The 24113-nt window shown below is 74.5% G+C and carries 17 protein-coding genes; 8 read left to right on the forward strand and 9 right to left on the reverse strand.

From position 1 onward, the window contains the following. Window positions 1-4 precede the first annotated feature (4 nt). A complete protein-coding gene (locus BLU82_RS18935; RefSeq protein WP_092622669.1) occupies window positions 5-1060 on the reverse strand; it encodes an extracellular solute-binding protein in 1056 nt (351 codons plus the stop codon). 80 nt (window positions 1061-1140) lie between these two features. Next, the gene (locus BLU82_RS18940; protein ID WP_092622670.1) at window positions 1141-2307 is read right to left on the reverse strand and encodes an ROK family protein; all 1167 of its coding nucleotides are present in this window, start codon (window positions 2305-2307) and stop codon (window positions 1141-1143) included. Window positions 2308-2655: 348 nt separating this feature from the next. On the opposite strand from BLU82_RS18940, the gene BLU82_RS18945 reads away from it, so the two are divergent. Beyond that, window positions 2656-5379 carry a sugar-binding protein gene (locus BLU82_RS18945; RefSeq protein ID WP_092622671.1) on the forward strand — a complete coding sequence of 908 codons (2724 nt, stop codon included), beginning with the start codon at window positions 2656-2658 and terminating at the stop codon, window positions 5377-5379. A gap of 49 nt (window positions 5380-5428) precedes the next feature. Here the strand turns inward: BLU82_RS18945 and BLU82_RS35170 are convergent, their stop codons facing one another. The 6 genes from BLU82_RS35170 to BLU82_RS18975 form a co-directional block, all read right to left on the reverse strand. After that, entirely contained in the window at window positions 5429-6625 is a 1197-nt protein-coding gene (locus tag BLU82_RS35170; RefSeq protein ID WP_092622672.1) for a glycerophosphodiester phosphodiesterase family protein, read from the reverse strand. Between the two features lie 711 nt (window positions 6626-7336). After that, window positions 7337-8572 carry a low temperature requirement protein A gene (locus BLU82_RS18955; RefSeq protein ID WP_092622673.1) on the reverse strand — a complete coding sequence of 412 codons (1236 nt, stop codon included), beginning with the start codon at window positions 8570-8572 and terminating at the stop codon, window positions 7337-7339. Between the two features lie 47 nt (window positions 8573-8619). Further along, window positions 8620-9753 (reverse strand): hypothetical protein, encoded by a 1134-nt coding sequence (locus BLU82_RS18960; RefSeq protein ID WP_092622674.1) that lies wholly within the window; start codon window positions 9751-9753, stop codon window positions 8620-8622. A 2-nt stretch (window positions 9754-9755) separates the two neighbouring features. Then, complete coding sequence (locus BLU82_RS18965; protein WP_092622675.1) at window positions 9756-10073, reverse strand: PepSY domain-containing protein; 318 nt, start codon at window positions 10071-10073, stop codon at window positions 9756-9758. Between the two features lie 47 nt (window positions 10074-10120). Then, window positions 10121-11422, reverse strand: a complete 1302-nt coding sequence (locus tag BLU82_RS18970; RefSeq protein ID WP_092622676.1) for a cell wall metabolism sensor histidine kinase WalK — start codon at window positions 11420-11422, stop codon at window positions 10121-10123. Beyond that, window positions 11412-12089: a response regulator transcription factor gene (locus BLU82_RS18975; protein WP_092622677.1), complete on the reverse strand. Its 678-nt coding sequence runs from the start codon at window positions 12087-12089 to the stop codon at window positions 11412-11414. The genes BLU82_RS18970 and BLU82_RS18975 overlap by 11 nt, the downstream gene beginning before the upstream one ends. 239 nt (window positions 12090-12328) lie before the next feature. Between BLU82_RS18975 and BLU82_RS18980 the strand changes: the two genes are divergently transcribed. The 5 genes from BLU82_RS18980 (at window position 12329) to BLU82_RS19000 (ending at window position 19979) form a co-directional block, all read left to right on the forward strand. Continuing rightward, on the forward strand, window positions 12329-13459 hold the full coding sequence (locus tag BLU82_RS18980; RefSeq protein WP_157741128.1) for a HupE/UreJ family protein: 1131 nt from the start codon (window positions 12329-12331) through the stop codon (window positions 13457-13459). Window positions 13460-13482: 23 nt separating this feature from the next. Beyond that, window positions 13483-18201 (forward strand): PQQ-binding-like beta-propeller repeat protein, encoded by a 4719-nt coding sequence (locus BLU82_RS18985; RefSeq protein ID WP_172885645.1) that lies wholly within the window; start codon window positions 13483-13485, stop codon window positions 18199-18201. A gap of 188 nt (window positions 18202-18389) precedes the next feature. Continuing rightward, window positions 18390-18818, forward strand: coding sequence for a hypothetical protein (locus tag BLU82_RS18990; protein WP_092622679.1), 429 nt, complete (start codon window positions 18390-18392; stop codon window positions 18816-18818). An 8-nt stretch (window positions 18819-18826) separates the two neighbouring features. Further along, on the forward strand, window positions 18827-19477 hold the full coding sequence (locus BLU82_RS18995; RefSeq protein ID WP_197682324.1) for a class F sortase: 651 nt from the start codon (window positions 18827-18829) through the stop codon (window positions 19475-19477). Window positions 19478-19535: 58 nt separating this feature from the next. Further along, complete coding sequence (locus BLU82_RS19000; protein ID WP_092622680.1) at window positions 19536-19979, forward strand: hypothetical protein; 444 nt, start codon at window positions 19536-19538, stop codon at window positions 19977-19979. Here BLU82_RS19000 and BLU82_RS19005 read toward each other — a convergent pair. Next, a complete protein-coding gene (locus BLU82_RS19005) occupies window positions 19960-20541 on the reverse strand; it encodes a TetR/AcrR family transcriptional regulator (RefSeq protein ID WP_092622681.1) in 582 nt (193 codons plus the stop codon). The genes BLU82_RS19000 and BLU82_RS19005 overlap by 20 nt on opposite strands. Window positions 20542-20571: 30 nt before the next feature. On the opposite strand from BLU82_RS19005, the gene BLU82_RS19010 reads away from it, so the two are divergent. Next, a complete protein-coding gene (locus tag BLU82_RS19010) occupies window positions 20572-21015 on the forward strand; it encodes an SRPBCC family protein (RefSeq protein ID WP_092622682.1) in 444 nt (147 codons plus the stop codon). Between the two features lie 127 nt (window positions 21016-21142). Then, window positions 21143-24076, forward strand: coding sequence for an AAA family ATPase (locus BLU82_RS19015; protein ID WP_092622683.1), 2934 nt, complete (start codon window positions 21143-21145; stop codon window positions 24074-24076). Window positions 24077-24113: the final 37 nt, after the last annotated feature.

Raw genomic sequence — 24113 nt, forward strand, 5'->3', positions numbered from 1 at the left:
CGGGTCAGCCCTTGTTCTTGATGTTCTCGTTCCAGTAGTTGATCCAGTCCGTCTCGTTCTGGCCGATGGTGGCCCAGTCGACGTCCATCGGCTGCAGGCCGAGGTTCGCCAGCCACTCCGGCTGCTCGGAGATCTCGACGGTCGGGATCTGGTAGTAGTCGGCGGCGAGCTCGCCGCGCAGGCCGTCGTCGAACAGGAACTCCAGGAACTGCGTGGCCGCCTCGCTGTCGCCGCCGGCCACCGCCGCGACGCCGTCGACCAGCACCGGCGCGCCGGACGCGGGCATGACGTAGCCGAAGGGCATGTTCTGCTGCTCGGCCTGGATCAGGATGTCCTGCAGGTTCCAGGCGCTGAGGACGCCCTGCTCGCGCGACATCTTCAGGTAGAGGTCGGCCGGGTTGGCCGCGTACTCGGCGGTGTTCGCGTCCAGCTGCTTCAGCCACTCGTAGCCCGGCTGCGGGTCCTGCCCGTCAGGAGACTCCTTGAGGATCATCGCGGCGTAGATCGAGCGCATGGTGCCCGACGCGGCGACGTCGCGGATGAGGATCTGGTCCTTCCACTTCGGGTCGAGCAGGTCGTCCCAGTCCTTCGGCGCCTCGTCCTCGGTGAGGGCGGCGTTGTTGTACATGATGACCTCGGGCAGCAGGATCTCGCCGAACCAGCGGCCCTCGGGGTCCTTGTGCCCGTCCTCGATGTCCGCGGCGAAGGCGGGCTCGATCGGCTCCAGCAGGTCCTCGGCCGCGGCGGCGTCCAGCCCCTGCTGGGTGCCGCCCCACCACACGTCGGCCTGGGCGTTGGACGCCTCGGCCCGGACCCGCTCGAGCACCTCCTGGGCGCCGAGGTTCAGCACCTCGACGTTGCCCGCGTACTCGGGGTACTCCTCCTCGAACCGCTCGATCACGAAGTCGGTGATGTTGGAGTCGCGGGCGCTGTAGATGGTGAGGCTGCGCGACTCCGAGCCGCCGCCGTCGGACGTGGTGTCGCCGTCGTCGCCGCCGCAGGCGGTGAGGACCATGCCGAGCGCGACGGTCGCGCCGAGCATGATGATGGGGCGTCGCATGGGTGTCCCTCCGTTGGGTGTGTGTGACGTTCTGGGCAGTCAGGCGCGCTCGCCGAGCCGGGCCGAGCCGCGCTGTGAGGTCAGATGGCCGGTACCGCCATCAGTCCGGCCGCGGTGAGTGCGGAGCTGATGGCCCCGTGCAGGGCGGCGCGGTCGCCGAGCGCGCCGCGCCGGATCTCCACCGGTGCGGGCACGTCGGCGTCGACCAGCTCCTGCAGCCGCGCGGTCGCGGCGTCGTCGAGCTCGGCGGCCGCGCCGCTGAGCAGCACCCGTCCGGGGTCGACGACGCACGCGCACGAGATGATCAGCCGCGACCACGCCACCAGCACCTCGTCGAGGTACTCGCGCGCGGTGGCGGCGCCCGGCCCGTCGCCGGCCGCGGCGGTGACGAGCGCGGTGACCGGACGGACGCCGTCGCGCTCGATGCCCGCGTCGTCGAGCCGGCGGGCGACGGCGGTCTCGGACCAGCGCGCCTCGAACGCGCCGACGCCGTCGCGGGTGTGCGCGTCGCGGTCCAGCGTCATGAAGCCGACCTCGCCGGCCGCGCTGGAGGCGCCCCGGCGGACCCGGCCGTCGAGCATGAGACCGGCGCCCACGCCGTCGGTGACGTGCAGCAGCATGAGGTCGCTGACGTCGCTGCCGGCGCCGGCCGCGTGCTCGCCGGCGACCATGAGGTTGACGTCGTTGTCGACGACGACGGACACCCCGAGGCGGGCGCGGATCCCGTCGCCTATCGAGCGCGTCTCGACGACGCCGACCGACGGCGCCAGCCGCACCTCACCGTCGGCGGTGACACCGGGCACGGCGACCGCGACGCCACGCAGCTCCGGACGGCCGGCGCCGGCCAGTCGCGGCACGACGTCGCAGATGGTGGCCACGATGTCCGGGCCGAGCGGGACGTCGTCGTGGGCGATGACGGTGCCGTCGCTGTCCGCGATCTCGCAGCTGGCCTGGTGCGGCCGCAGCGCCACCGCCGCGACGAGCTCGGCCCGCGGGTTGAACTCCAGGCGCTCCCGGGGGCGACCGGCCCGCGAGGAGTCGGCGCCCCGGGCGATCAGGTAGCCCTCGGCGATCAGCTCGCGGACCAGCGGTGTGAGGGTCGCAGGGCTCAGCCCGGTCAGCTCGGTCAGTTGTGATCGCGAGAGCAGCCGGGCCTGACGGGCCGCGGAGATGACCGCGGACCGCTTGATCTCCCGGGAACGCTCCCGCCGGACGGGGCTCGCGGGGACCTCTGATTGCGACTTCACGGTTGCTTTCTACGGCGAAGGAAGTACCGCGGTCAAGACACGGTTCGGACACGGCAGGTCTCGTCCCGTTATTTTTCGTTCTCCGAAGGAAAAAGCTCACGAACCCTTGCCAACGGGCCGGAGACGTCCCTAGGGTCGCCCTTCGAAGGCCTTCCGAGGGCGCTCGGCCGGCGTCCGCACCCGCACTGTCACCGCTGAAGTCCGGTCATGCACAGCTCATGACCCCTCCCCGCGCCGAGGTCCCTGCCGGACCCGCGGCGCGGGGAGTCCGTCGGCGTGCCGTCGCCGCCGGTCGTGCATGACCTCATGAGCATCGCGCCGTCATCGCGCGTCGTAGAGAGGGCTTACATGGACGTGAACCTGAACCGCCGCAGCTTCCTGCGTGGCACCGGCGCCGTCACCGCCGCGGCCGTCGGCGCGGCCGCCGGGTTGCGGCTGCTGACCCCCGCGGAACGGGCACTCGCCGAGCCGGGAGGTGCGGTCGACCTGGACATCCTGTACATCGGCGCCCATCCCGACGACGAGGCCGGCACGCTCGGCGCCCTGGGTCAGTGGAACGAGGACCACGGCGTGCGCGCCGGCGTCATCACGATCACCCGCGGCGAGGGCGGCGGCAACGCCGTCGGCCTGGAGGAGGGCCCGCCACTGGGCCTGCTGCGCGAGGCCGAGGAGCGCCGCGCGGTCGCCTACGCCGGCATCGAGCACATCTACAACCTCGACGGCCTCGACTTCTACTACACCGCCAGCGCGCCGCTGAGCGAGCAGATCTGGGGCCACGAGAGCACGCTGGGGCGCATCGTCCGCGTCGTCCGGGCCACCCGGCCCAGCGTCATCGTCACCATGAACCCGTCGGCCACCGACGGCAACCACGGCAACCACCAGCAGGCGGCCAAGCTCGCCGTCGAGGCCTACTACGCCGCCGCCGATCCGCGGCGGTTCCCCGAGCACGCCGACGAGGGCTTCGGCCCGTGGCGGGTCGGCCGGATCCTGCAGAGCGGCGCCGTCGGCAGCGGCCCGCTCGGCCCCGACGGCCCGGCGACCGGCTACACCCCGCGCGTCGCGTCCGACGTCGTCTTCGGCACCTGGGACGGCACCGTCTCGCAGCGCCACGGCGGCGAGCGGTGGAGCGTCGTCAAGACGTGGGCCGCGCGCGAGTACGTCACCCAGGGCTGGTCCACCCGCGCGTTCCCGCCATCGGACCCCGCGCGCATCTCCAGCCAGTGGTTCACGCTCATCGACACCCGCACGCCGTACCCCGACCCGCGCAGCGGCGGCCTGGCGGCCATCGAGGGCGCGGCCCTGCAGGCCCCCGGCGGCCTGCCGCTGGGCACCGAGTTCTACCTCGAGACGCCCGGCTTCCACGTGCTGGCCGGCACGTCCTTCGAGGTCGTGGCGCATGCCCGCGCGGCCGCCCGGCGGCCCGTGCCGAACGCGTCCGTCGCGGTCGAGGTGCCGGAGGGCTGGACGGTGAGCGGCGACGGCCGGCTCGGGACGCTGGCACCCGGCCGCGCGGCGAGCGCGACGTTCACCGTCACGGTCCCGGCAGATCTCGTGGCGGGCGAGCGGTTCGTCCTGCGCGGGACGCTGAGCACGCCGCGGCACGGCGCCGGCACCCTCGGCGAGGTGGTCGAGATCGGCGCGCCGGTGCGCGGCACCCTCGAGCCGTTGCCGGAGATCGCGCAGTTCCGCGCCTGGACCGCCGCCAACGGTGTCGAGCACCTCGACAGCCTGATCCTGCCGCTGCTCGCGATCGGCAGCGGCCGTGCCCGTGAGGTCCGCGTCGACCTCACCAACACCAGCGACCGGCCGCAGTCGGGCGCCGTCACGCTCTCGGTGCCGGCCGGCTTCGAGGTCTCCCCCGCCAGCCGGTCGTACCAGGACCTCGCGCCCGGCGCCGCCGGTGCCGTCACGTTCACCGTCACCAACACCGACCCGTCGCTGCCGACGTCGAACCGGGCGCCCAACGACGGCCGGTACCCGATCGAGATCGTCACGACCTACGACGGCGGCTCGGCCGCCCAGGACGCCGCGTTCCTGCTGGTGCCGTCGCTCGCGCTGGAGAAGGCGGCCACCGCGCCGCGGGTGTCGGGCGACGTCGACGAGAGCGAGTTCCCCGGCGCCGTCATCGACATCTCCACCCGCTGGGAGGGCGAGCAGGCGCCGGCGTCGGACATCTCCGGCCACGCCAGGATCACGTACACCGACGACGCGTTCTACGTCTACGTGAACGTCACCGACGACGTGCTCGGCTTCGTCCTGCCGCCCGAGGACACCAAGCGGCAGCGGCGCACCGACTCCGTCGAGATCAACATCGACCCGCGCGGGACGTCGGCGAACACGTCGACGGTGTTCATCGCCGGCGTCTTCCCGATCACCGACGACCCCGCCAACGGCAACCCGCCGAGCTTCCACCGCGACCGCGACAACCGGCAGGGCCCCGGCCCGGAGACCGCGCCCGGCATGGAGGTCGCGTCGCGGGTCGGCGACCCCTACACCGGGTACACGGTGGTGGCGAAGATCCCGTTCGACGTGCTGCCCGACGCGCTCGACCCGGAGCACGTCGGCTTCAACATCCTCGTCAACGACTCCGACACCCAGGACAAGAGCACGCAGACCCGCATCGGCTGGTCCACCTGGCAGGGCGTGCGGGCCGACCCGTACCGGTGGGCCGTCGTCACGCTGCCGGAGCTGGCGGCCCAGCCGTCCGCGCCGAAGGAGCCGGTGCTGCCCGACACCGCCGCGAAGAGCGTCGACTCGCCGCAGAGCATCCTGCAGTCGGCCGGCGACAACGTCCCGCTGGGCGGCTGGCGCGCGCTGGGCGACGGGTCGGTCGAGGTGCTGGCGGCGTCGGCCTCCGGCGGCTCGGTCACGGCCCGGCTGCGGACGCGGCGGGCCGGGCAGGCCCGGGTCTTCGTCTGGGACGGCGCGGCCGTGCTCGGCCGGGTCGACCAACGGCTCGCGGCCGGCCGGCACGAGGTGACGGTCCCGCTGTCGGGCGCGCCCGACGGGGCCTGGTTGCTGGTCTCGCTCGAGGCCGGCGAGGCCAACGACGCGGCGGCCTTCCGGCTCTGACCGGTGGTTCCCTCGCGGCCGGGCGGCGGCCGCGAGGGAACCCGTCCCCCTACGGAACGAGCCGGGCGGCCGACGCGGTGACGGCGCCGTCGCCGCCGAACGTCACGCGGGCGCCGAGCCAGTGGCCGTCCGGCACCGCGACGCAGCCGCCGCGGCCGGTGGTCGCCTCGGCCGTCCTCTCGCCGCGCTCGAACCGCACCGGCTTGCCCGGGAAGCCGAACCCGTTGTCCGCGTTGACCAGGCAGACCTCGTCGATACGGCCGTGCTCGCCGCGGCCGGTCTCGATGACGGAGCCGACCGCCTCCCCCGCGGCGGCGACGATCAGCGCCGGCTGGTTCGTTTGCACGCCGTCGGCGCCCATCGCGCGGGCCTGCAGGAACTGCGCGACCTCCTGCTCCGGGCCGGCGTCGTAGGCGTGCGGCATGACGATCGCACAGTTGTCGTGGGCGGCCGCGACGGACTCCGGCGTGTACTCGTCCAGCCGCGACCCGAACACCTTGAAGATCCCGGCGATCTCGTAGATCAGGACGTTCGGCTCCCACCGGTCCCGGTTGTAGATGAGCCGGGCGGCCGGCTCGGCCAGGAAGATGCGCGCGTCGCCGGAGTTGAAGATCGACTCCTCGATCAGGCCGTACTCGCCGACCAGCTCGGCCAGCTCGCCCTCCTCGGTGACCGAGCCCTTGACGTCCAGCTCGACGCCCTTCCCGGCCCGCTGGGCGAGCGCCAGCACCTCCTCCAGCGACGCGACCTGCGCGGGGTCGTAGGCGCTGCCCTTCCACGGCGCGTAGTCGGCCGCGTTGAGCGCCCTGACCTCGTCGAAGGTGAGGTCGGCGACGTTGCCGGTGCCGTCGGTGGTGCGGTCGACGGTGGAGTCGTGCAGCGCGACGAACCGGCCGTCCTTCGTCTGCTGGACGTCCACCTCGACGAGGTCGACGCCGTAGGCGAACGCGTAGGCGTAGGAGTCCAGCGTGTTCTCCGGCGCCAGCGTCAGTGCGCCGCGGTGGGCGGAGATGACGGCGTCTTCGGCGCCCGCGTCCGGTGTCCCGGCGTCGGCCCAGCGGTCCGGCTCGGGTGTCTGGTCGCAGGCCGGCGGGTCCGTCAGCGGGCGCAGCTGGGCGAGCGCCTGCCGGAACTGCTCGATCCGCGGATCCTCCTCATCAGCGCCGGCCTGTGTCGCGGCCAGGCCGGTGAGCAGCGCGAACGCGCCGGCGGCCGCCACCGTCCGGCGCAGCGTCCTCGGAGCCATGTCTGATCCTCTCGACGAGCGTGCGGGGCCTCGTCGAGTCTTCGCGCCCCCGGTGAACCCCGCGCGACGGCGACACGGCCTCCACGCGACGTTTCGGCTCCACGACACAGGGTGCGGACCGGCACCGGGCGGCGAACGACGAGCCGAGCGGAGCCGGGAGCCCGCGACGAGCGGCAAGCGGGCGGCACCTTCTGCGGCGCGAGGTTGTCGGTGCCCTTCTGCGGCGCGACGTTGTCGGTGCCCTTCTGCGGCGCGACGTTGTCGGTGCCCTTCTGCGGCGCGACGTTGTCGGTGCCCGCCCGTAGGGTGGGCCCCACCCGGGCCGGGAGGGGTCGACCTACCACGGTGCGACGAGGCAAGTGGCCCAGGAGCCGAGCGGAGTCGATTGCCGAGACGCCACCCACGGCCCGTGAGCGGCCGCGGACAAAGAGCACAGCGGAGCCGGTAGCCAACCCGAAGCAAACCCGTGACCGGCCAGCGGAGAAGAAGCCCAGCAGAGCTGGAAGCCGGGGCCCATTTTCCGGCCGCCCCCTGACGCTGCTTTGAACGGGGGCGCGGGCGGCCGGGTCAAGCGGTCACCCGTCCCGCGAAGCGCCGAACGGTCCGCTCGAGGCGGCCGACCGCGCCCCCGACCATGGAAAGCAGCAGGGGGCAGGCGAACGGTCAGAACCCAGCCAACGAGGGCCCGGCCAACCGACCCCGGCCAACACGTCAGGGCGTGTCGGGGGCCGAACCGGTCGACGGCACCTCGCTGCCGTTCACGGACGCCGCGCGGCGGAACTCGAGCACCGCCAGCACCCCCAGCACGACCAGCGAGAACGTCGCCGTCGCCAGGCCGCTGCGCCCGGCCATCACCGGCACGCCGGCCAGCAGCACGGCCACCGCGGCGACCGCCGGCCAGCCGGCCCGGTGCCGGACCCGCACACTGCAAGCCAGCAGGCCGAGCAGGAACAGCGCCGGCCCGCCCAGCACGGCCAGCGCGCCGGTGGTCCCCATCTCGTCCCCCGGGTGCGCGACCACCAGCTCGTCCCCGACGGCCATGAGGACGATGCCTGCGACGATCGGGACGTGCAGGTAGGTGTAGATGTCGCGGCCGAGCGCGCCGACGTCCTCACTGCTGCTGTGCCCGAGGCGGTGCGCGATGACCGGCGACGCGCCGGAGAAGTACAGCCACCACAGCGCCACGGAGCCCAGGAACGACACGCCCAGCGCGAGGCCGTTCTCCAGGCTCATCTCGGTGCCCGACGCGGTGACGCCGGTGAGCACGATGCTCTCGCCCAGCGCGATGATGACGAACAGCTGGAACCGCTCGGCGAAGTGGTGCCCGTCGATCGCCCACTGGCTCATCGGCGCGCTGCCGTCGCCGGGCACCCAGTACTGCGCCAGCGGTCCGGAGAGGTCGAGCGCCAACGCGACCAGCCAGAGCGGCCAGCGGGCGTCGTCGACGAGGCCGCCGGCCACCCAGAGCGGCGCGGACGCGACCGACCAGGCGAGGATGTGCCGGAAGTTCCGGTTGAACGTGCCCGGTGGCGTGACGATGACGACGAACAGGTTGCGGCCGATCTGCAGGGCGGCGTAGCTGCACGCGAACAGCAGCGCGAGGTCGCCGAAGCCCTCCGGGATCGCGACCGCCATCAGCAGGCTGGCCAGCATGACGAACGTCAGCACCAGCCGCACGGGGGCGGTCTCGGGGTCGAACCAGTTCGCCATCCAGGTCGTGTAGTTCCACGCCCAGTAGACGGCCAGCAGCATGAACGCCGTCTCGGCGGCGCCGGTCCAGGTCAGGTGGCTGGCCAGCAGGTGGTGCGAGAGCTGGGTGACGGCGAAGACGTAGACGAGGTCGAAGAACAGCTCGAAGAAGGTCGCCCGCTGCTCGAGCCCGGACCGTCGCATGATCCGGATCTGCGGGATGACCGAGCCGCTGCCCTCGGGTGTCGCGTCGGACATGAGCGGGAGCGTAGTCCTGCCGCTCGTGTCCGGCGACGCACGTTCGCTCAGCGCGTGGCCGCGCCGCGGTCGCGCAGCGCCGCGATGGCCACCGCGTCGGAGCGCTGACCTGCGACGTCGCCGGTCTCGGTGTCGATGGCCAGCTGACGGGCGACGAGGTCGAGCCGCGCGCCGTCGACCTCGGCCGGCGGGCGGTAGGGCAGGGTGAGGTCGAGGACGGCGGTCGCGGTGTCGACGGCCGCCTGCCGCACCGCCGTGGGGTCGCCGGCTCCGGACAGCCGGCCGAGCGCGTCGTCGAGCGCGGCGGCCAGCGCGGGTGGCGCGGTGTCGTCGGGCCGGTCCCGCCAGGCGGACGTCATCGCGTCGACGGAGGCGCCGACGGCGAGCCCGGCGCCCGCGTCGTCGTAGACCCGCGCCGCGCCGCCGGCCAGCTGCGTCAGCACCGCCGGGACCGCACCGGCCGCGGCGTCGGCCGGCACGGCGACGGCCACCTGGACCAGCTCGTCGGAGGTCTCGGCGCGGAACTCCCCGTACCCCGGCGCGAACACCTTGTGCTCGACGGTGCCGTCCATGAGGTGCTCCTCGGTGGCGACCGCGCCGTCGACGAGCCCGCGGGGGCCGTCGACGGTGACCGCGGCGTCCTGGATCGTGACCTCCTCGAACACGAGGTCCGGGATGTTCTCCGGCCGGAAGACGTCACCCGGACGCGGCTGCGCGGGCATGATCAGCCCGCCCGGCCCGTCGCGGCCGGCCAGCCAGCTGCCCTCGTGGTCGGCGACCACGCCCCGCTCGTAGTTGTCGACGTCCTCGCCGAGGTACCAGACACCGCCGTCGTCGTCCTGCGCGTAGTAGTCGAGTGCGACCTCGACGACGCGACCGGACCGGTAGGCGACGTACTGCGACACGACGGCGTCGATCCGCCGGCCGTCCCAGGTGATGGTGCGCGTCCGCGGCAGTGTGGTGACCTCGACGCGCAGCGGCTCGCCCTCCTCGGTGCCGAGTTGGAGGGTCTGGCCGCCGGGCGAGACCGGGAACAGCGGGTTGTCGATGACCGTCGGTTCCGAGAACGACGGCCGCGCGGTGTCGACCCGCCGGATAGGGGCGCCGGTGTCCTGGCTCGCGCCGCAGCCGGCCAGCAGCGCGCCGGCCACGGCGATCGCGAGCCCCGCCGCCGCGCGCACCGTCAGTCCTCGGTGTCGCCGGCGCCGTCGGACTCGTCGCTGAGCACGGCGAAGTCCTGGTCGAGGTGGACGTCGACCTGGGTGCCGTCGTCGAGGGTGACCTCGACCTCGTAGTAGCCCTCCTCGTCGCCGACCTCGGTGCCGGTGACGGTGCCGCCGCCGGTGTGGTCGAGGGCGGCCGCGCTCGCCTGCTGCAGCGCGTCGCCGGTGATGGGCCGCTCGCGGCCGTCGTCGTCTCCGCTCGCCGCCGCGCCCGTGGTGGCGATCGCTCCGGCCGCCACCAGCGCGGCGGCTCCGATCCATGCCTTGGTGTTCGTCATGACACGAGCGTGCATCGGCGGTGCTGAACCGGCGCTGAACGCGGCGGTCATCCAGCGGGCAGGCGGACGACGAACCGGGCGCCGCCGCCGTTGCGCTCCCCCACCTCGACGGCGCCGTCGTGGGCCCGGACCAGCTCGTCGACGATGGCCAGGCCCAGACCGGCGCCGCCGGCGTCGCGGTCGCGGGCTTCGTCGAGTCGGACGAAGCGGTGCAGCACGCGCTCGCGGTCGGCGGGCGGGATGCCGGGACCGTCGTCCTCGACGACCAGGCGGACCGTGCCGTCGCGCGACGCCACCGACAGCGCGACGACCCCGGCGGCGTGCCGGACCGCGTTGTCGCCGAGGTTGCGCAGCACCCGCCGCAGGGCGGCGGCGTCGCCGCTCACCCGGGCCGCGGCGACCCCGGTGGTGTCGACGGTGACGGCGCCGGACGCCCGGAGTCGCGCGGCCTCCTCCAGCACGAGGTCGTCGAGGTCGACGGGGTGCGCGGCGAGCCGCAGCAGGTGCTCGTCGGCGCGGGCGAGCACCAGCAGGTCCTCGACCAGCCGCTGCACGCGCAGGTCCTCGGCCAGGACGGTGCCCGCGAGAGCCGGGACGGTGGTGCGGCCGGGATGCGCCAGCGCCACCTCGGCGTGCTGCCGGATCGACGCCACCGGCGAGCGCAGCTCGTGCGACGCGTCGGAGACGAACCGGCGTTGCCGGGTCTGCGCGTCCTCGAGGCGGTCCAGCATGCGGTTCATGGTGCGGGCCAGCCGGGCGATCTCGTCGTCGCCGCGGCCGGCGGGGACGCGGCGGTGCAACTCGGCGGCGGAGATCGCGTCGACCTCGGCCCGGACCGCCTCGACCGGAGCCAGCGCCCGGCCCGTCGTCCACCACGTCGTGACCCCGACGACGGCGAGCAGGACCGGCAGGCCGACGCCGAGCAGCCGGGTCACCACCCCGGTCGCGTCGGCGACGTCGTCGGTGGACTGGCCCGCCACCACGACGGTCCGGTCGCCGGAGCGCACCGCGACCGCCAGCATGTCCTCGCCGCCGACGTCCACCCGGGCGGTGTCGCCGGGACGCACGTCGACGGCCGCGATGCCCGCCACGTTCGGGGTGGCGGCGACCACCGCACCGTCCTCGACCACCTGCACGAACCCGTCGTCGTCGGCGACCAGGCGCGGGTCGGCGGCATCCACCGACACGGCCCGAGACCGTGCCGCGTCGGCCACCTGCTCGAGCAGCGCCGACCGCATGACGACGACCAGCGCGACGCCGCCGAGCAGCAGCGCCAGCCCGGCGACCAGCACCGCCCCGGCCGTGGTGCGCACCCGGACCGAGCCCCGGCGCCCGCGCTCAGCCGCCATCGGCGGCCATCCGGTAGCCCGCGCCGCGCACCGTCTCGATGCTCCGGCGTCCGAACGGGCGGTCCAGCTTCGTGCGCAGGTGCCCGATGTAGACCTCGACGATGTTGGGGTCGCCGTCGTACGCCTCGTCCCACACATGCCGCAGGATCTCCGTCTTCGGCAGCACCTCGCCGCGCCGGCGCAGCAGGAACTCCAGCACCGAGAACTCCCGCGCGGTCAGCTCCACCTCCCGCTCGCCGCGCCACGCCCGCCGCGAGCCGGGGTCGGCCCGCAGGTCGCCCGCCTCCAGCACGACCGGCCGTTCCCGCAGGTCGCGGCGGAGCAGCGCGTGCAGGCGGGCGACCAGCACGTGGTGCGAGAACGGCTTGGTGAGGTAGTCGTCGGCGCCGGTGTCGAGGGCCTCGACCTCGTCCCACTCGCCGTCCTTGGCGGTGAGCACCAGGATCGGCGTCCACACGTCGCGCTCGCGCAGCCGCGCGCAGACCTGGTAGCCGTTGAGGCCGGGCAGCAGCAGGTCGAGCACGATCGCGTCGTAGGGGTGCTCGGTGGCCGACCACAGCCCGTCGGTGCCGGAGTGGGCGACGTCGACGGCGAACCCCTCGGCCTCGAGGCCGGCGCGGATCCCGTCGGCCAGCCGCCGCTCGTCCTCGACCACCAGGACGCGCATCGCGTCACCTCCGGTCCCGACCCTGCGGCGGCGCACCTGAACGCCCGCTGAACGCGCCGACGACGGCCCCTGCGGCCACTCGCGCCGTTCCCATACCCCCAAGTCTCACCCCGCGAGCCGCCGGTCGTCGCCGGTGCGAACCCTGGGCGAACAACGGGCGACGACCATTGCCGCCGGGAACTCCGGCAAACCAGGGTGATCCCGGCGGGGTGCCGGATCGCGTGGACCGGAAGGCGGGCATGTCGACGAGTCGGGTGGTGCGTGCGGCCGTGGCCGGCGTCGTCGCGGTGCTCGTGCTGCTGCCGGCCGCCGCGCCCGCCCTCGCGCACGTCCGCACCAGCGACGGCTGGTCCGAGATCCGCGCCGACGGCGACCACGTCCGCTACCGGCTCGGCCTGGAGTACGAGATCCTCGCCCGCGCCATCGGCATGGGCGAGCACGCGATCGAGGCGCCCGACGACGGCAGCCGCCGGGCCGAGCTGGCCGCGCAGCGCGACCTGATCGAGACCTACCTGGCCGGCCGGGTCCGGATCGTCGCCGACGAGATCGAGTGCGCGATGACGCTGGAGGGGTCGGACGTCGAGCAGCGGCCGGCCACCGACGCCACCGCCGAGGACGTCGCGTACGCCGTGCTCGACCTCGACTACGACTGCCACGGCGCGACGTCGGGCCGGTACGTGCTCGACTACTCGGTGTTCTCCGGTGCCGGCTCGGACGCCGTCGTCGACGACCACACCACCACCGTCGACTACCACCTCGGCGGCGAGCGCGGCCGGGTCGTGCTGGACGGCGCGTACCCGCGGTTCAGCGCCGGCGAGCAGTCGTTCGGCGCCGCCGCGCTGCGCTCCGTCGGGCTGGGCGCGGAGCGCGTGCTCACCGGCCTCGACCACGCGCTGTTCGTCGCCGCCCTGGCGATCGGCGCGACCAGCCTCGCGCAGCTCGCCCGCGGCGTCGCCGCGTTCGCCGTCACCACCGCCGTGGGCCTGCTGGCCGTCGTCGCCGGGTGGGTGAGCCTGCCCGGCCCGGTGACCGGCGCGCTGGTCGCGCTGTCCGTCGTCTACGTCGCCGCGACGAACCTGGTCGGGCCGGAGTCGCGCTGGCGGCTGCCCGCCGTCGCCGCCGCCGGGCTGTTGCACGGGTTCGCGCTCGCCGGCGGGCTGCGCTTCGGCGACGACCTCGGCTGGGACCTGGCGACGTCGGTCGCCGGCGTCGGCCTCGGCATCGCGCTCGGACAGGCTGTCCTGGCCGCCGGGCTGTTCGCGCTGGCCACCGCCGCCCGGCGCTACGCGTGGTTCTCGCTGGCCCACCTGGTCGCGACCGCCGTGACCGTCGTGACCGGGCTGGCGTGGTTCGTCCACCGGCTGCTGTGACCCCCTCAGTGAATGGAGACGAAGTGAGAACGCTCAGCGCACGCCTCTCCCCGGAGGCGCTCGGCCGCTACCGCCGGGCCGTCTACGCGTCGCTGGCCCTGCTGGTCGGCGTCGCGCTCATCGGCCCGGTCGCGACCGTGGTCGCCGAGACCGTCGCCGCGTCGTCGGCGCAGGTCAGCGGCGTCGTGTACGAGGACGCCAACGGCAACGACCGGCAGGACGCCGGCGAGCCGGGCGTCGAGGGCGTCAGCGTGTCCGACGGCGTCGCGCTGGTCGAGACCGACGAGCAGGGCCGCTACCAGCTGGAGCTGGACACCGCCCGGCGCGTCACCGACCTCGTGTTCATCACCCAGCCCGCCGGCTACGTCGTCGGCGCCGACGAGTTCATGACGCCGCGGTTCTACCAGTCCTTCGGCCAGGTGCCGGCCGGTGAGACGCGGACGGCGGACTTCGCGCTGACCCGCGACCCGGGCAGTCAGGGCTCGACGTTCTCGTTCGCGAACATCGCCGACCCGCACGTCAACCCGCAGCTGCCGGAGCAGATCCACGAGATCAACTCCACCTCGAACGACATCCCGTTCATCGCCGTCAGCGGCGACCTCACGAACAACGCGACCGACGCCGAGTTCACGACGTACAAGAAGGCGACGGCCGGCTCCGAGGTCCCGGTGTGGCCCGCGGTGGGCAACCACGAGTACTTCTCCGGCGGCGGCACCGGATACGCCGCGCGCATCGACAACTACCGTCGTCACGTCGGACCGGAGTGGTACTCGTTCGACTACGGCAACCGGCACTTCCTGGTGCTGGAGAACAACGGCCAGGCGCCGTTCGACGAGCAGCTCAGCTGGATCCGCCGCGACCTCGAGGCCAACGTCGGCGACAAGGAGCTGATCGTCCTCGCTCACCAGCCGATGAACGTGCCGTTCGGCTCGCCGTCGCAGTACGACCAGTACGGCGACCTGTTCGACCAGTACGGCGCCGAGCTGATGCTGGTCGGCCACGAGCACTCCAACGACGTCGAGCCGAACAGTGAGTTCGCGCCGTCGGCGAAGCACATCCAGACGGTGTCCAGCTCGTACACCATCGACAACGCCCCGCGCGGCTTCCGCTTCATCCACCTGCGCGGCGAGACCTTCGAGAACCCGTTCCGCATGTACGGCGTGGACCAGGCGCTGACGATCACCAGCCCGGCGCCGGGCAGCGAGGTCGGCGCCGACGGGAACCGCACCGGCTTCCCGGACATCCAGGTCAACGCGTACGACACCGCCGACGAGGTGGTGCGGGTCCGTTACCGCATCGACGGCGGCTCGTGGCGGCCGCTGACGCCGTCCGGTGAGCTGACCTGGCACGCGGAGTTCGCCGGCCGGGCGCCATCCCCGGGCCCGCACAGCATCGAGGTGGAGGCGGTCGACGAGGGCGGGCAGCGCTGGACCGAGTCGGCGGACTTCACCATGACGACCGAGCCGCTGGTCGCGCCGGTGGCCGGCGCCGACTGGACCCAGCACCACGGCGACCCCGGGCACACCGGCGTGGCCGCCGACGTCGTCGACCCCGGGCTGGAGCTGGCGTGGAGCTACCGCACGCCGGGCACGTTCCTCACCGGCTCTCCCACCGTCGTCGACGGCGTCGTGTACGCCGGCACCCGCGACGAGAACGGCGACGGCAACGCCGCGCTGCACGCCGTCGACCTCGCGACCGGCGAGCAGCTCTGGGAGTACCCGGTGCCGTCGTCGATCGTCGGCACCCCCGCGGTGCTCGGCGACACCGTGTTCGTCGGCACGCTGCGCGCCCAGCTGTTCGCCGTCGACCGTCACACCGGCGAGCTGGTGTGGCAGCGCGACACCGAGGACGCGCCGGAGCCGAACAACCAGCGCGCCTACGGCTACTACTCCCCCGCGGTCGCCGACGGCAAGGTGTACTGGGCCTACCAGACCCGCTACGGCGCGGGCAGCCAGGGCGCGCTGGTCGCGCTCGACCCGGCCGACGGCAGCGAGCTCTGGGCGTCGCCGCTGGCCGGCGCGACGATGAGCGACGGCACCCCGGCCATCGCCGGCGGTCAGGTCTTCGTCGGCAGCCAGACCGCCGACCAGGTGCTCGCCTTCGACGCCGCCACGGGCGTGCGCCAGTGGCAGTCGTCGGCGGTGCTCGGCGGCTGGCAGGACGGCATCCCCGCCGCCGCGGACGGCCGGGTGTTCATCGGCTCGAACAACGGCATCATCGCCCGCGACGCCGCGACCGGCCGCGACCTGTGGAGCTACCGCAGCCCGCACGCGTCGCGGGTCTCCAGCGGCGCGACGCCGTCGGCTCCGGCCGTCGCCGGCGACGTCGTCTACATGGGCTTCCCGAGTGGCGCGGTGACGGCGCTCGACGCCCGGACCGGCGCGGTGCTGTGGGACCGGCTGCTGCCCGGCGGCACCTACACCGGCGGCGTGCTGTCCTCGCCCGTGCTCAGCGGCGAGACGCTGTTCGTCGGCGCCAACAACGGCTTCTTCTACGCGCTGGACAGCGTGACCGGGCAGCCGCTGTGGCAGTACGAGATCGGCACCTGGGTCGGCTCCGGCCCGGCGGTCAGCGGCAACACCGTCGTCGCCGGCGCGTGGGACGGCAACCTCTACGCGTTCACGCCGGGCGGCGAGGCCGCGGCCCGGTGGGCGCGCGTCACCGGCACCGTGACGGACGAGGCGACCGGCGCGCCGGTCGACGGCGCCCGGGTGGTCGCCACCAGCGGCGGCCAGTCGCTGTCGACGACCACCGACTCGCAGGGCCGGTACACGCTCGGCCTGGCGCCCGGCGACTACACGGTGTCGACGGCGAAGCGGGCGTTCCTGCCGGTGGACGGCTCGACGGCGGCGGTGACGGTCGGCACGACCGGGACGGTCACCGCGGACCTCACGCTGGCCGAGGTGACCGGCCCGACGGCGGGCGCGTCCACGGTGGTACCCGACTACGGCTCGGGCAGCCCGCGCACCGACGCGGTGGCCGGCGAGACGTACCACTTCACCATGAACGAGCGGGTCCAGGCGACGATCTCGTCCCGCGCCGCGGCGAACAACCAGCCCGGCACGCTCGCCGCCGGCAGCCTCGGCGACCTGTTCCTACTCGACGGCACCGCGCAGGAGACGCTGGACTGGAGCGAGTTGATGCTGTCGCGGACGGCCGGCGGGCCCGGCACACCCGACTGGAACCGTCCGAACGACTGGCTGAACCTCACCGACATCGGGACCGAGGGCTCCGCCGTCGTGGCGTCCGGGTCGGCGAAGGTCGACCCGGACCTGAGGACGACGCTGCGCTACCGCGCGCTGGCCGACGCGCCCGTCGTCAAGATCAGCCTGGAGATCGAGAACACCGGCACGTCGGACTTCGACGGGTACTTCCAGTACCTGCTCGACCCCGACAGCGCGCAGGACGTCGCGTATCTGCCGGGCATCGCCCGCAACGACCCCGGCTACGTCACGTCCGGCTGGACGGACAACTTCGTGTACGTCGGCTCGACGACGGAGCGGCAGGTCCCGGCGCACGGCGTGGCCTGGCTGGAGGACGAGCCGCACGCGATCAGCGGGTTCGGCTACGTCACGGGCGCCTGGTTCGACGCCGCCGTCGACGCCGGGGAGACCCGTACGATCAGCTGGTACCACATCACCGACTACCCGGGCGCCGGGCACGTCTCGTCGAACGTCGCCGCGTGGGCCGACCGGCTCGACCTGCTCGACGACGAGGTGGCCGACCGGTCCCGCGTCGGCGGCACGGTGACGCAGGCCGACACCGGCGCCCCGGCGGCCGGGGTGCTGGTCGAGGCGGTGGACGCTTCCGGCGCGGTCGCCGGGTCCGCGCGGACGGGCGCCGACGGGCGGTACCTGATGGCGCTGGACCCGGGCGCGTACACGCTGCGGGTGGCGGCGCTCGGGTACGCGACGGCGACGGCGACGGCGTCGGTCGTGGCCGGTTCGACCGCGACCGCCGACCTCACGCTCGACCCGGTGACCGTGCTGGCCAGTGTGGGCCGGCAGCTCTCCGGCGGCCTCGTCGAGGGCGGCCCGCAGGACGTCGTCATGGAGAACGACCAGCTCGCGGTGGCCATCGCCAAGGTGTACGACGACGGGCAGCTGCCGGGGTCCACCGCCGGCAAGCCGGTCGACCTCGCCGTGCGCGGCCGGGCCGACCAGCTGGACTGGCTGAACCTGCCGTACATCGCCGACGAGCAGCCGACCGGCACCGAGGCCTGGCAGCAGACGACGGTCCGCACCTCCGACGTGGAGGTCGTGCAGGCCACCGGCGACGCGGCGATCGTCCGCACCACCGGGACGTCGTCGGCGCACCCCGGCGTGACCGTCGAGACGACGTACACGATCCGGCCCGGCGAGCCATGGGTGCGGGCGTCGACCGTCTTCCGCAACACCGGCTCGTCGGACCTCTCGGTGTGGGTGGGCGACGCGATGGACTGGGACGGCGCCGGGCAGCGGCACGGCGTGGCCGGGCACCCCGTCATCACCACGCCGTACGAGAGCCCGGCCGAGTACGTCCCGGCCGGGCGGTGGATCGGCGGCGCCGGCACCGACCCGCAGACCTACGGCGTCGTCTACGCGGGCGACGACGAGTTCACCGCGTACGGCAACGGGAACTGGATCATGAGCCGGTTCCCGGTGACGCTGCCGGCGGGCGGGTCGTACACGCTGGACCGGCGGGTCGTCGCGGCCGCCAACGGCGGTGCGGCGAACCCGTTCGCGGTGCTCGACCAGCTCTGACCGACTGCTCTCGTCCCCGTCGTCCGGCACGTGCCGGGCGGCGGGGACGACCGCGTTCGATGAGAGTTCGCGGCCGGGCGATGAGCTGGCGATGAGAACGCTCTCAACAACGCCGTTCTCGCTGGCTTCCGGGCGCTGACCAGGACAGATTGAGGTCGGGAAGACCAACCGACACGAAGGAGCCAGCCATGCGTTCCAGCAGGATCAGCCTCGCCGCGGCGCTCGCCGCGGCCGCCGGACTGACCGGCGCCGGCGTCGCCCTCGCCGCCCCCGCGACCGCCGTCGATGCCGTCGCCGTCGCCGCCGACGACGACGCGGGAGATGACGACGCGGGAGACGACGACGGCGGTGATGACGACGGTTCCGGCGACGACGGCGACGACGGCCAGGCGCCGAGCGGCGGCGTGAACACCGGCGTCACCGCGAGCGACGACGACGGCTCCGGCGACGATGACGGGGACGACGACGGCGGGCAGGCGCCCAGCGGCGGCGTCGACACCGGCGCCGGCGGCACCGCCGACGGCGACCTCGGCTGGCTGGCGCCCGGCGCGCTGGTCGGGCTGGCCGGCGTCGGCGGCGCGGGCCTGCTCTGGCGCCGGTTCCGGACCGAGAGCTGACCGGCGCCGTGCACCGGACCCGCGACGGCTGCCGCCCCGGGCGGGTGGCGGCCGTCGCGGCCCTGGCCGTCCTCCTGGCGGCGGCGTGCGGCGGCGACCCGTCCGGCACGAGCACGGACGCAGGCGCCGCGACCGCGCCCGCCGTGCCGGTCGCGCCGACCACCGCACCGCCGAGCGAACCGCCCAGCACCCCGTCGGCCGTCCCCGTGACGGAGCAGCTGGCCGACCCGGTCGCGGTGACCGTCCCGTCGGCCGGCATCGACACCGACGTCGTCCCGATCGCCGTCGACGGCGACAACGTCCTCGTCCCGCCCCCGTACGGCGACGCCGGCTGGTGGCAGGCGGGGCCAGAGCCGGGCGAGAACGGCGCGGCGGTGATCGCGGGCCACCTCGACAACCGCGACGGGCCGGACGTGTTCTACCGGCTCGGCGACGTCGCGCCGGGCGACGAGATCGTCGTCACCCGCGCCGACGGCGGCACGTCCGCCTTCCGCGTCGTCGAGGTCGGCCAGTACTCGCAGGACGACTTCCCGACCGACGCCGTCTACGGCGGCCCGGACGACCGGCCGCTGCTGCGGCTGATCACCTGCGGCGGCGAGTACGACCGCGAGCTGGGCCGCTACCGCGACAACGTGGTGGTGTTCGCCGAGCCGGCCTGAGGGCCGTCCGCACGTCCGGCCTTTCGGAGGTGTCGCCACGTTCTGCGACACTGACGGCATGCGCGCAGCGCGGCCGGTTCCGCTCGCGCTCGCCGCCGCTCTGCTGGTGGCGACCGGGTGCGGGTCCGGCGACCCGGGCACCAGCACGGGCGAGCAGGCATGTGCCGCCCCGGCCACCGTCGTCGCGGCCGAGACGGTCACACCGGGCCAGACGGTCCTGGTCACCGGGCTCGGGCTGTGGACCGGATGCGTCGACAGCGGCGCGGCCGCCGAGGATGGCCCGGTCGTCTACGACGGCTCGGACGTCGATCCGGAGCTGCTCACCGGGCAGGCCGTCACCTGGCGGCAGGGCGACGACGTCGTCGAGCTGGCGGTGGTGGACGCGGGAGTGGACGGGTCGGCGGCGGCCGTAGTGACGATCCCGGCCGGCGCCCGGGACGGGACGGGTGAGCTCGCGGTCGGCATCGCCACGCCCGTCGTGGTCAGCGTGGTGGGTCCGTAGCCGGCAGGGTCGCGGCGAACATGGCGACGAAGCGGTCCATGGCGGCGTCGACGGCGGCGCGGTCGCCGGTGGCGAGGAGGTCCAGCAGCAGCCCGCGGCCGACCGCGACCCCGAGCCGGGCCTGCGCCCGAGCGACGTCGGGCGCGACGCCGGCCCGCTCCATGGGCGCGGCCAGGGCCTCCACCCAGGTGTCGACGACGCCGTCGAGCAGCGGGAGCGCCGCGGGGTCGCCCTGCAGGGCGCGGCCGTAGAGCTCGAAGAACAGCCGCTCGTTCGGCCACAGCGCCGGGTCGGACACCCGGGTCCAGAACCGCCGGCCCGCCTCGACCGGGTCGTCCGCGGCGGCCAGCTCGGCCAGCAGCTCCCGCTGCCGCTCCTCGACGGTGCGGGCGACCTCGACGAACAGGCCCTCCTTGGAGCCGAAGTGGTAGATCAGCATGCGGTGACTGGTGCCCAGCGCCGAGGCGATCTGCCGCAGGCTGCGCTCGCCCATCCCGTTCGCCGCGACGTACTCGATCGCGGCCCGCAGCAACCGCTCCTTCCCGCCACCCGCCTCTGTCATGCCTCAGATCGTACCTGTACCATTTGGTACATGGGTGAACAACGCATCGACGTCACCGCCACCACGACGGCCCCGGCCTCGGCCGTCTACGCCCTGCTGCGCGACGGCGCGAGCTGGCCGGTCTGGTCGCCGCTCGGCTCGTTCGAGCTGGAGTCGCCCGGCCCCGAGGGCGGCGAGAGCCTCGGCGCGGTCCGGATCTTCCGCACCGGCCGCATCACCAACCGCGAGCGCATCGTCGAGCTGGTGCCGGACCGGCGGTTCAGCTACGCGCTGCTGTCGGGCATGGCGATCAAGGGCTACCGCGCCGACATCGACCTCTCCGAGGGGCCGGACGGCACCACCATCCGCTGGCGCTCGTCGTTCCGGGCCAAGGTGCCCGGCTTCGGCGGCGTCTACCGGCGCGCCCTGACGAAGTTCATCCAGCAGTGCGTCGACGGCCTCGCGAAGCACACGGCCACCCGCCTGACACCCTGAGACGAGGGCGCCACCAACGCTCGCCGGAGGCTGGTCGCGGTCCCACCGCATCCGTTATGGTGCGAACCGGGCAGGCGGGTCCGGCGACGGCCCGTCCCGTGGTGGCGCACACGAAGGGTGCCCGGCCGTGCCACACCCGCCCCGCACCGGCGACCGGCCCGACGACGTCGCGGCGCCCGCGTTCGTGGGCCGCGAGCGCGAGACCGCCGTTCTCGCCGGCGCGCTCGCACAGCCGCCGGCCGTGGTGCTGCTGGAGGGCGAGGCCGGCATCGGCAAGAGCCGCCTCGTCCACGAGTATGTCGCCGCCGGCCCGCCCGGCGCGCTGGTCGCGACCTGCCCGCCGTTCCAGGAGTCGCTGACGCTCGGGCCGGTCGTCGACGCCGTCCGGCAGAGCCGCGCGGGTGCCGGGCTGCCGGGGCTGCGGGTCAGCGCGCTGGTCGGAGCGTTGCGGCCGCTGTTCCCGGAGTGGGACGCCGTCCTGCCGCCGGCGCCGGAGCCGCTGGACGACCCGCAGGCCGCCCGGCACCGCATCTTCAGCGCTCTCGCCGAGCTCATCGACAGGCTGCGGGTGCGCGTGCTGGTGGTCGAGGACGTGCACTGGGCCGACCGCGCGACGCTGGAGTTCCTGCTGTTCCTGGTGGCGCGGCGGCCGCCGCTGAGCCTGCTGCTCAGCTACCGGCCCGAAGACGTCGCTCCCGGCTCGCTGCTGCTGCGGCTGTCGTCGCGGCTGCCGGCCGGCTGGACGCAGCTGCGGCTCACGCTGCCGCCGCTGGACGTGGCCGCGACGGCCGGGCTGGTGTCGTCGATGCTCGGCGGCGAGCGGGTCTCCGACGCGTTCGCCGCGTTCCTGCACGACCGCACCGACGGCGTCCCGCTCGCGCTGGAGGAGTCGGTGCGGCTGCTGCGCCAGCGCGACGACGTCGTCCGGCACGACGGCGAGTGGATCCGGCGCAGCCTTGACGAGCTGGCCGTCCCGCCGACCGTCCGCGACTCCGTCCTGGAGCGCGCCCAGCGGCTCGCCCCGGCGGCCCGCCGTGCGGCCGAGGCGGCGGCCGTTCTGGCCGAGCCGGCCGAGGAGCGGCTGATCGCCGAGGTCGCCGGGCTGACGGCGGCGCAGGCGCGCGACGCGCTGGCCGAGGCGGTGCGCAGCGGCCTGCTCGCCGAGGGCGACCGCGGCCGGCTGGCGTTCCGGCACGTGCTGGTCGGCCGGGCCGTGTACGACGCGATGACCGGGATCGAGCAGCGCCGGCTGCACCAGCGGGCCGGCGCCGCGCTGGAACGGCAGCGGCCGCGGCCGGTCGTGCAGCTGAGCCGGCACTTCCAGGCCGCACACGACGTCGAGAAGTGGTGCGCGTACGCCGAGCAGGCGGCCGCCCACGCCGCCGCCTCCGGCGACCACACCACCGCCGTGACGCTGCTGGTGCGGCTGCTGACGACGGCGCCGGTGCGCACGCCCGCCGCGGTCCCGCTGGCGGTCCGGCTGGCCACCGCGGCCAGTGACCGGCGCGAGCCGGTCGACGACCTGCACCACGAGGCGATCCGGACGCTGCGCGACGTGCTGGCCCGCGACGACCTCGCGCCGCGTGCGCAGGCGGAGATCCGCAACCCGCTCGGCCGGCTGCTGCTGCAGGCGGGCGAGTTCGAGCAGGCGCACGCCGAGCTGGCCCGCGCCGTCCCCGACCTCAGCCACGACCCGGTCGAGGCGGCCCGCGCGATGACCTACCTCGGTTACCCGCTGCAGGGCCCCTGGCCGGCCGCCGTCCACCTGGGCTGGCTGGAGCGGGCGGCGGAGGTGGCGTCCGGCATCGGCACGCCGGCCGACCGGCTGGCGCTGACCGCCGACCGCGCCGCGGCACTGGTGACGCTGGGCCAGGAGCGGGGGTGGGCGGTCGCGGCCGAACTGCCTGACGACGTCACCGATCTCGAGGGCGCCCGGCAGCTGGCCCGCGGCCTGGCCAACCTCGCCTACGTCGCGACGGGCTGGGGCCGATACGACGACGCCCAGGCCCGGCTGGACACCGCGACGGAGCTGGCCGGGCGCACCGGCTACGCGCGGCTGAACGCCAGCGTGCAGGCGATCCAGGCGCACCTGGACTGGTACACCGGGCGGTGGGACGGGCTGTCCGGGCGGGTGGCGGCGCTGATCGCCGACAGCGGCCTGGCCGCCATGGGCGGCCTCGAGCCGTTCCTCGTCGACGGCCTGCTGCACGCGGCCGGCGGGTCGCCGCGCCGGGCCGAGCAGCGCTTCCGCGGCCTGCTCGCCGACGCGCCGGCCGACAGCATCGCCGTCCTCCCGGTATCGCCGGCCGCGGCCCTGGCCGCGCTGCTGCTGGCCGCCGGTGACGTCGACGGCGCCGCGGCCGCCACGGACGAGCCGATGCGCACGATCGGCGCCAAGCAGATGTGGGTGTGGGCCAGCGACCTCGCCCGGATCCGGCTGGACGTGCTGCTGGCGGCCGGTCGCGCGGCGGAGGCGGCCGAGCTCGTGGCGGCGTACGAGCGCGGCCTCGGCGACGTCGACGCGCCGGCGTCGCGGGCGGCGCTGCTGACCTGCCGGGCCGGGCTGCTGGCCGCCGGCGGCGACGTGACGGGCGCGGCCGGCGGCTACGCGGCGGCCGCGGCGGCGTGGGCCGCGCTCCCCCGTCCGTACGACGCCGCACTGACGCTGGAGCGGCAGGCGCGCTGCCTGCTCCGCGCGGGCCGCTCCGACGACGGCGCCGCGCTGCTGTCCGACGTCTTCCACGCCCTCGCCGGCCTCGGCGCCCGTACCGACGCCGCCCGCATCGGCACCGAGCTGCGCGGGCTCGGCGTACAGGTGCGGCGGACCTGGCGACGCGGCCGGCGCGGCTACGGCGACCAGCTGTCGCCGCGCGAACTGGAGGTCGTGCGGCTGGTCGTCACCGGCCGCACCAACCGCGAGATCGCCGGCGCGCTGTCGCGCTCGCCGAAGACGGTGGCCGGGCAGCTCAACTCCGCCATGCGCAAGCTGGGCGTCACGTCGCGCACCGCGCTGGCCGTCAAGGCGCTCGAGGCCGGGCTGCTCCCCGCCGATAAAGATTAGGTCGATAGCCCGGGTACAAATCGGGCGCACCGGTCGA

Origin of the sequence: Jiangella sp. DSM 45060, from assembly GCF_900105175.1 — a bacterium.
GTDB lineage: Bacteria > Actinomycetota > Actinomycetes > Jiangellales > Jiangellaceae > Jiangella.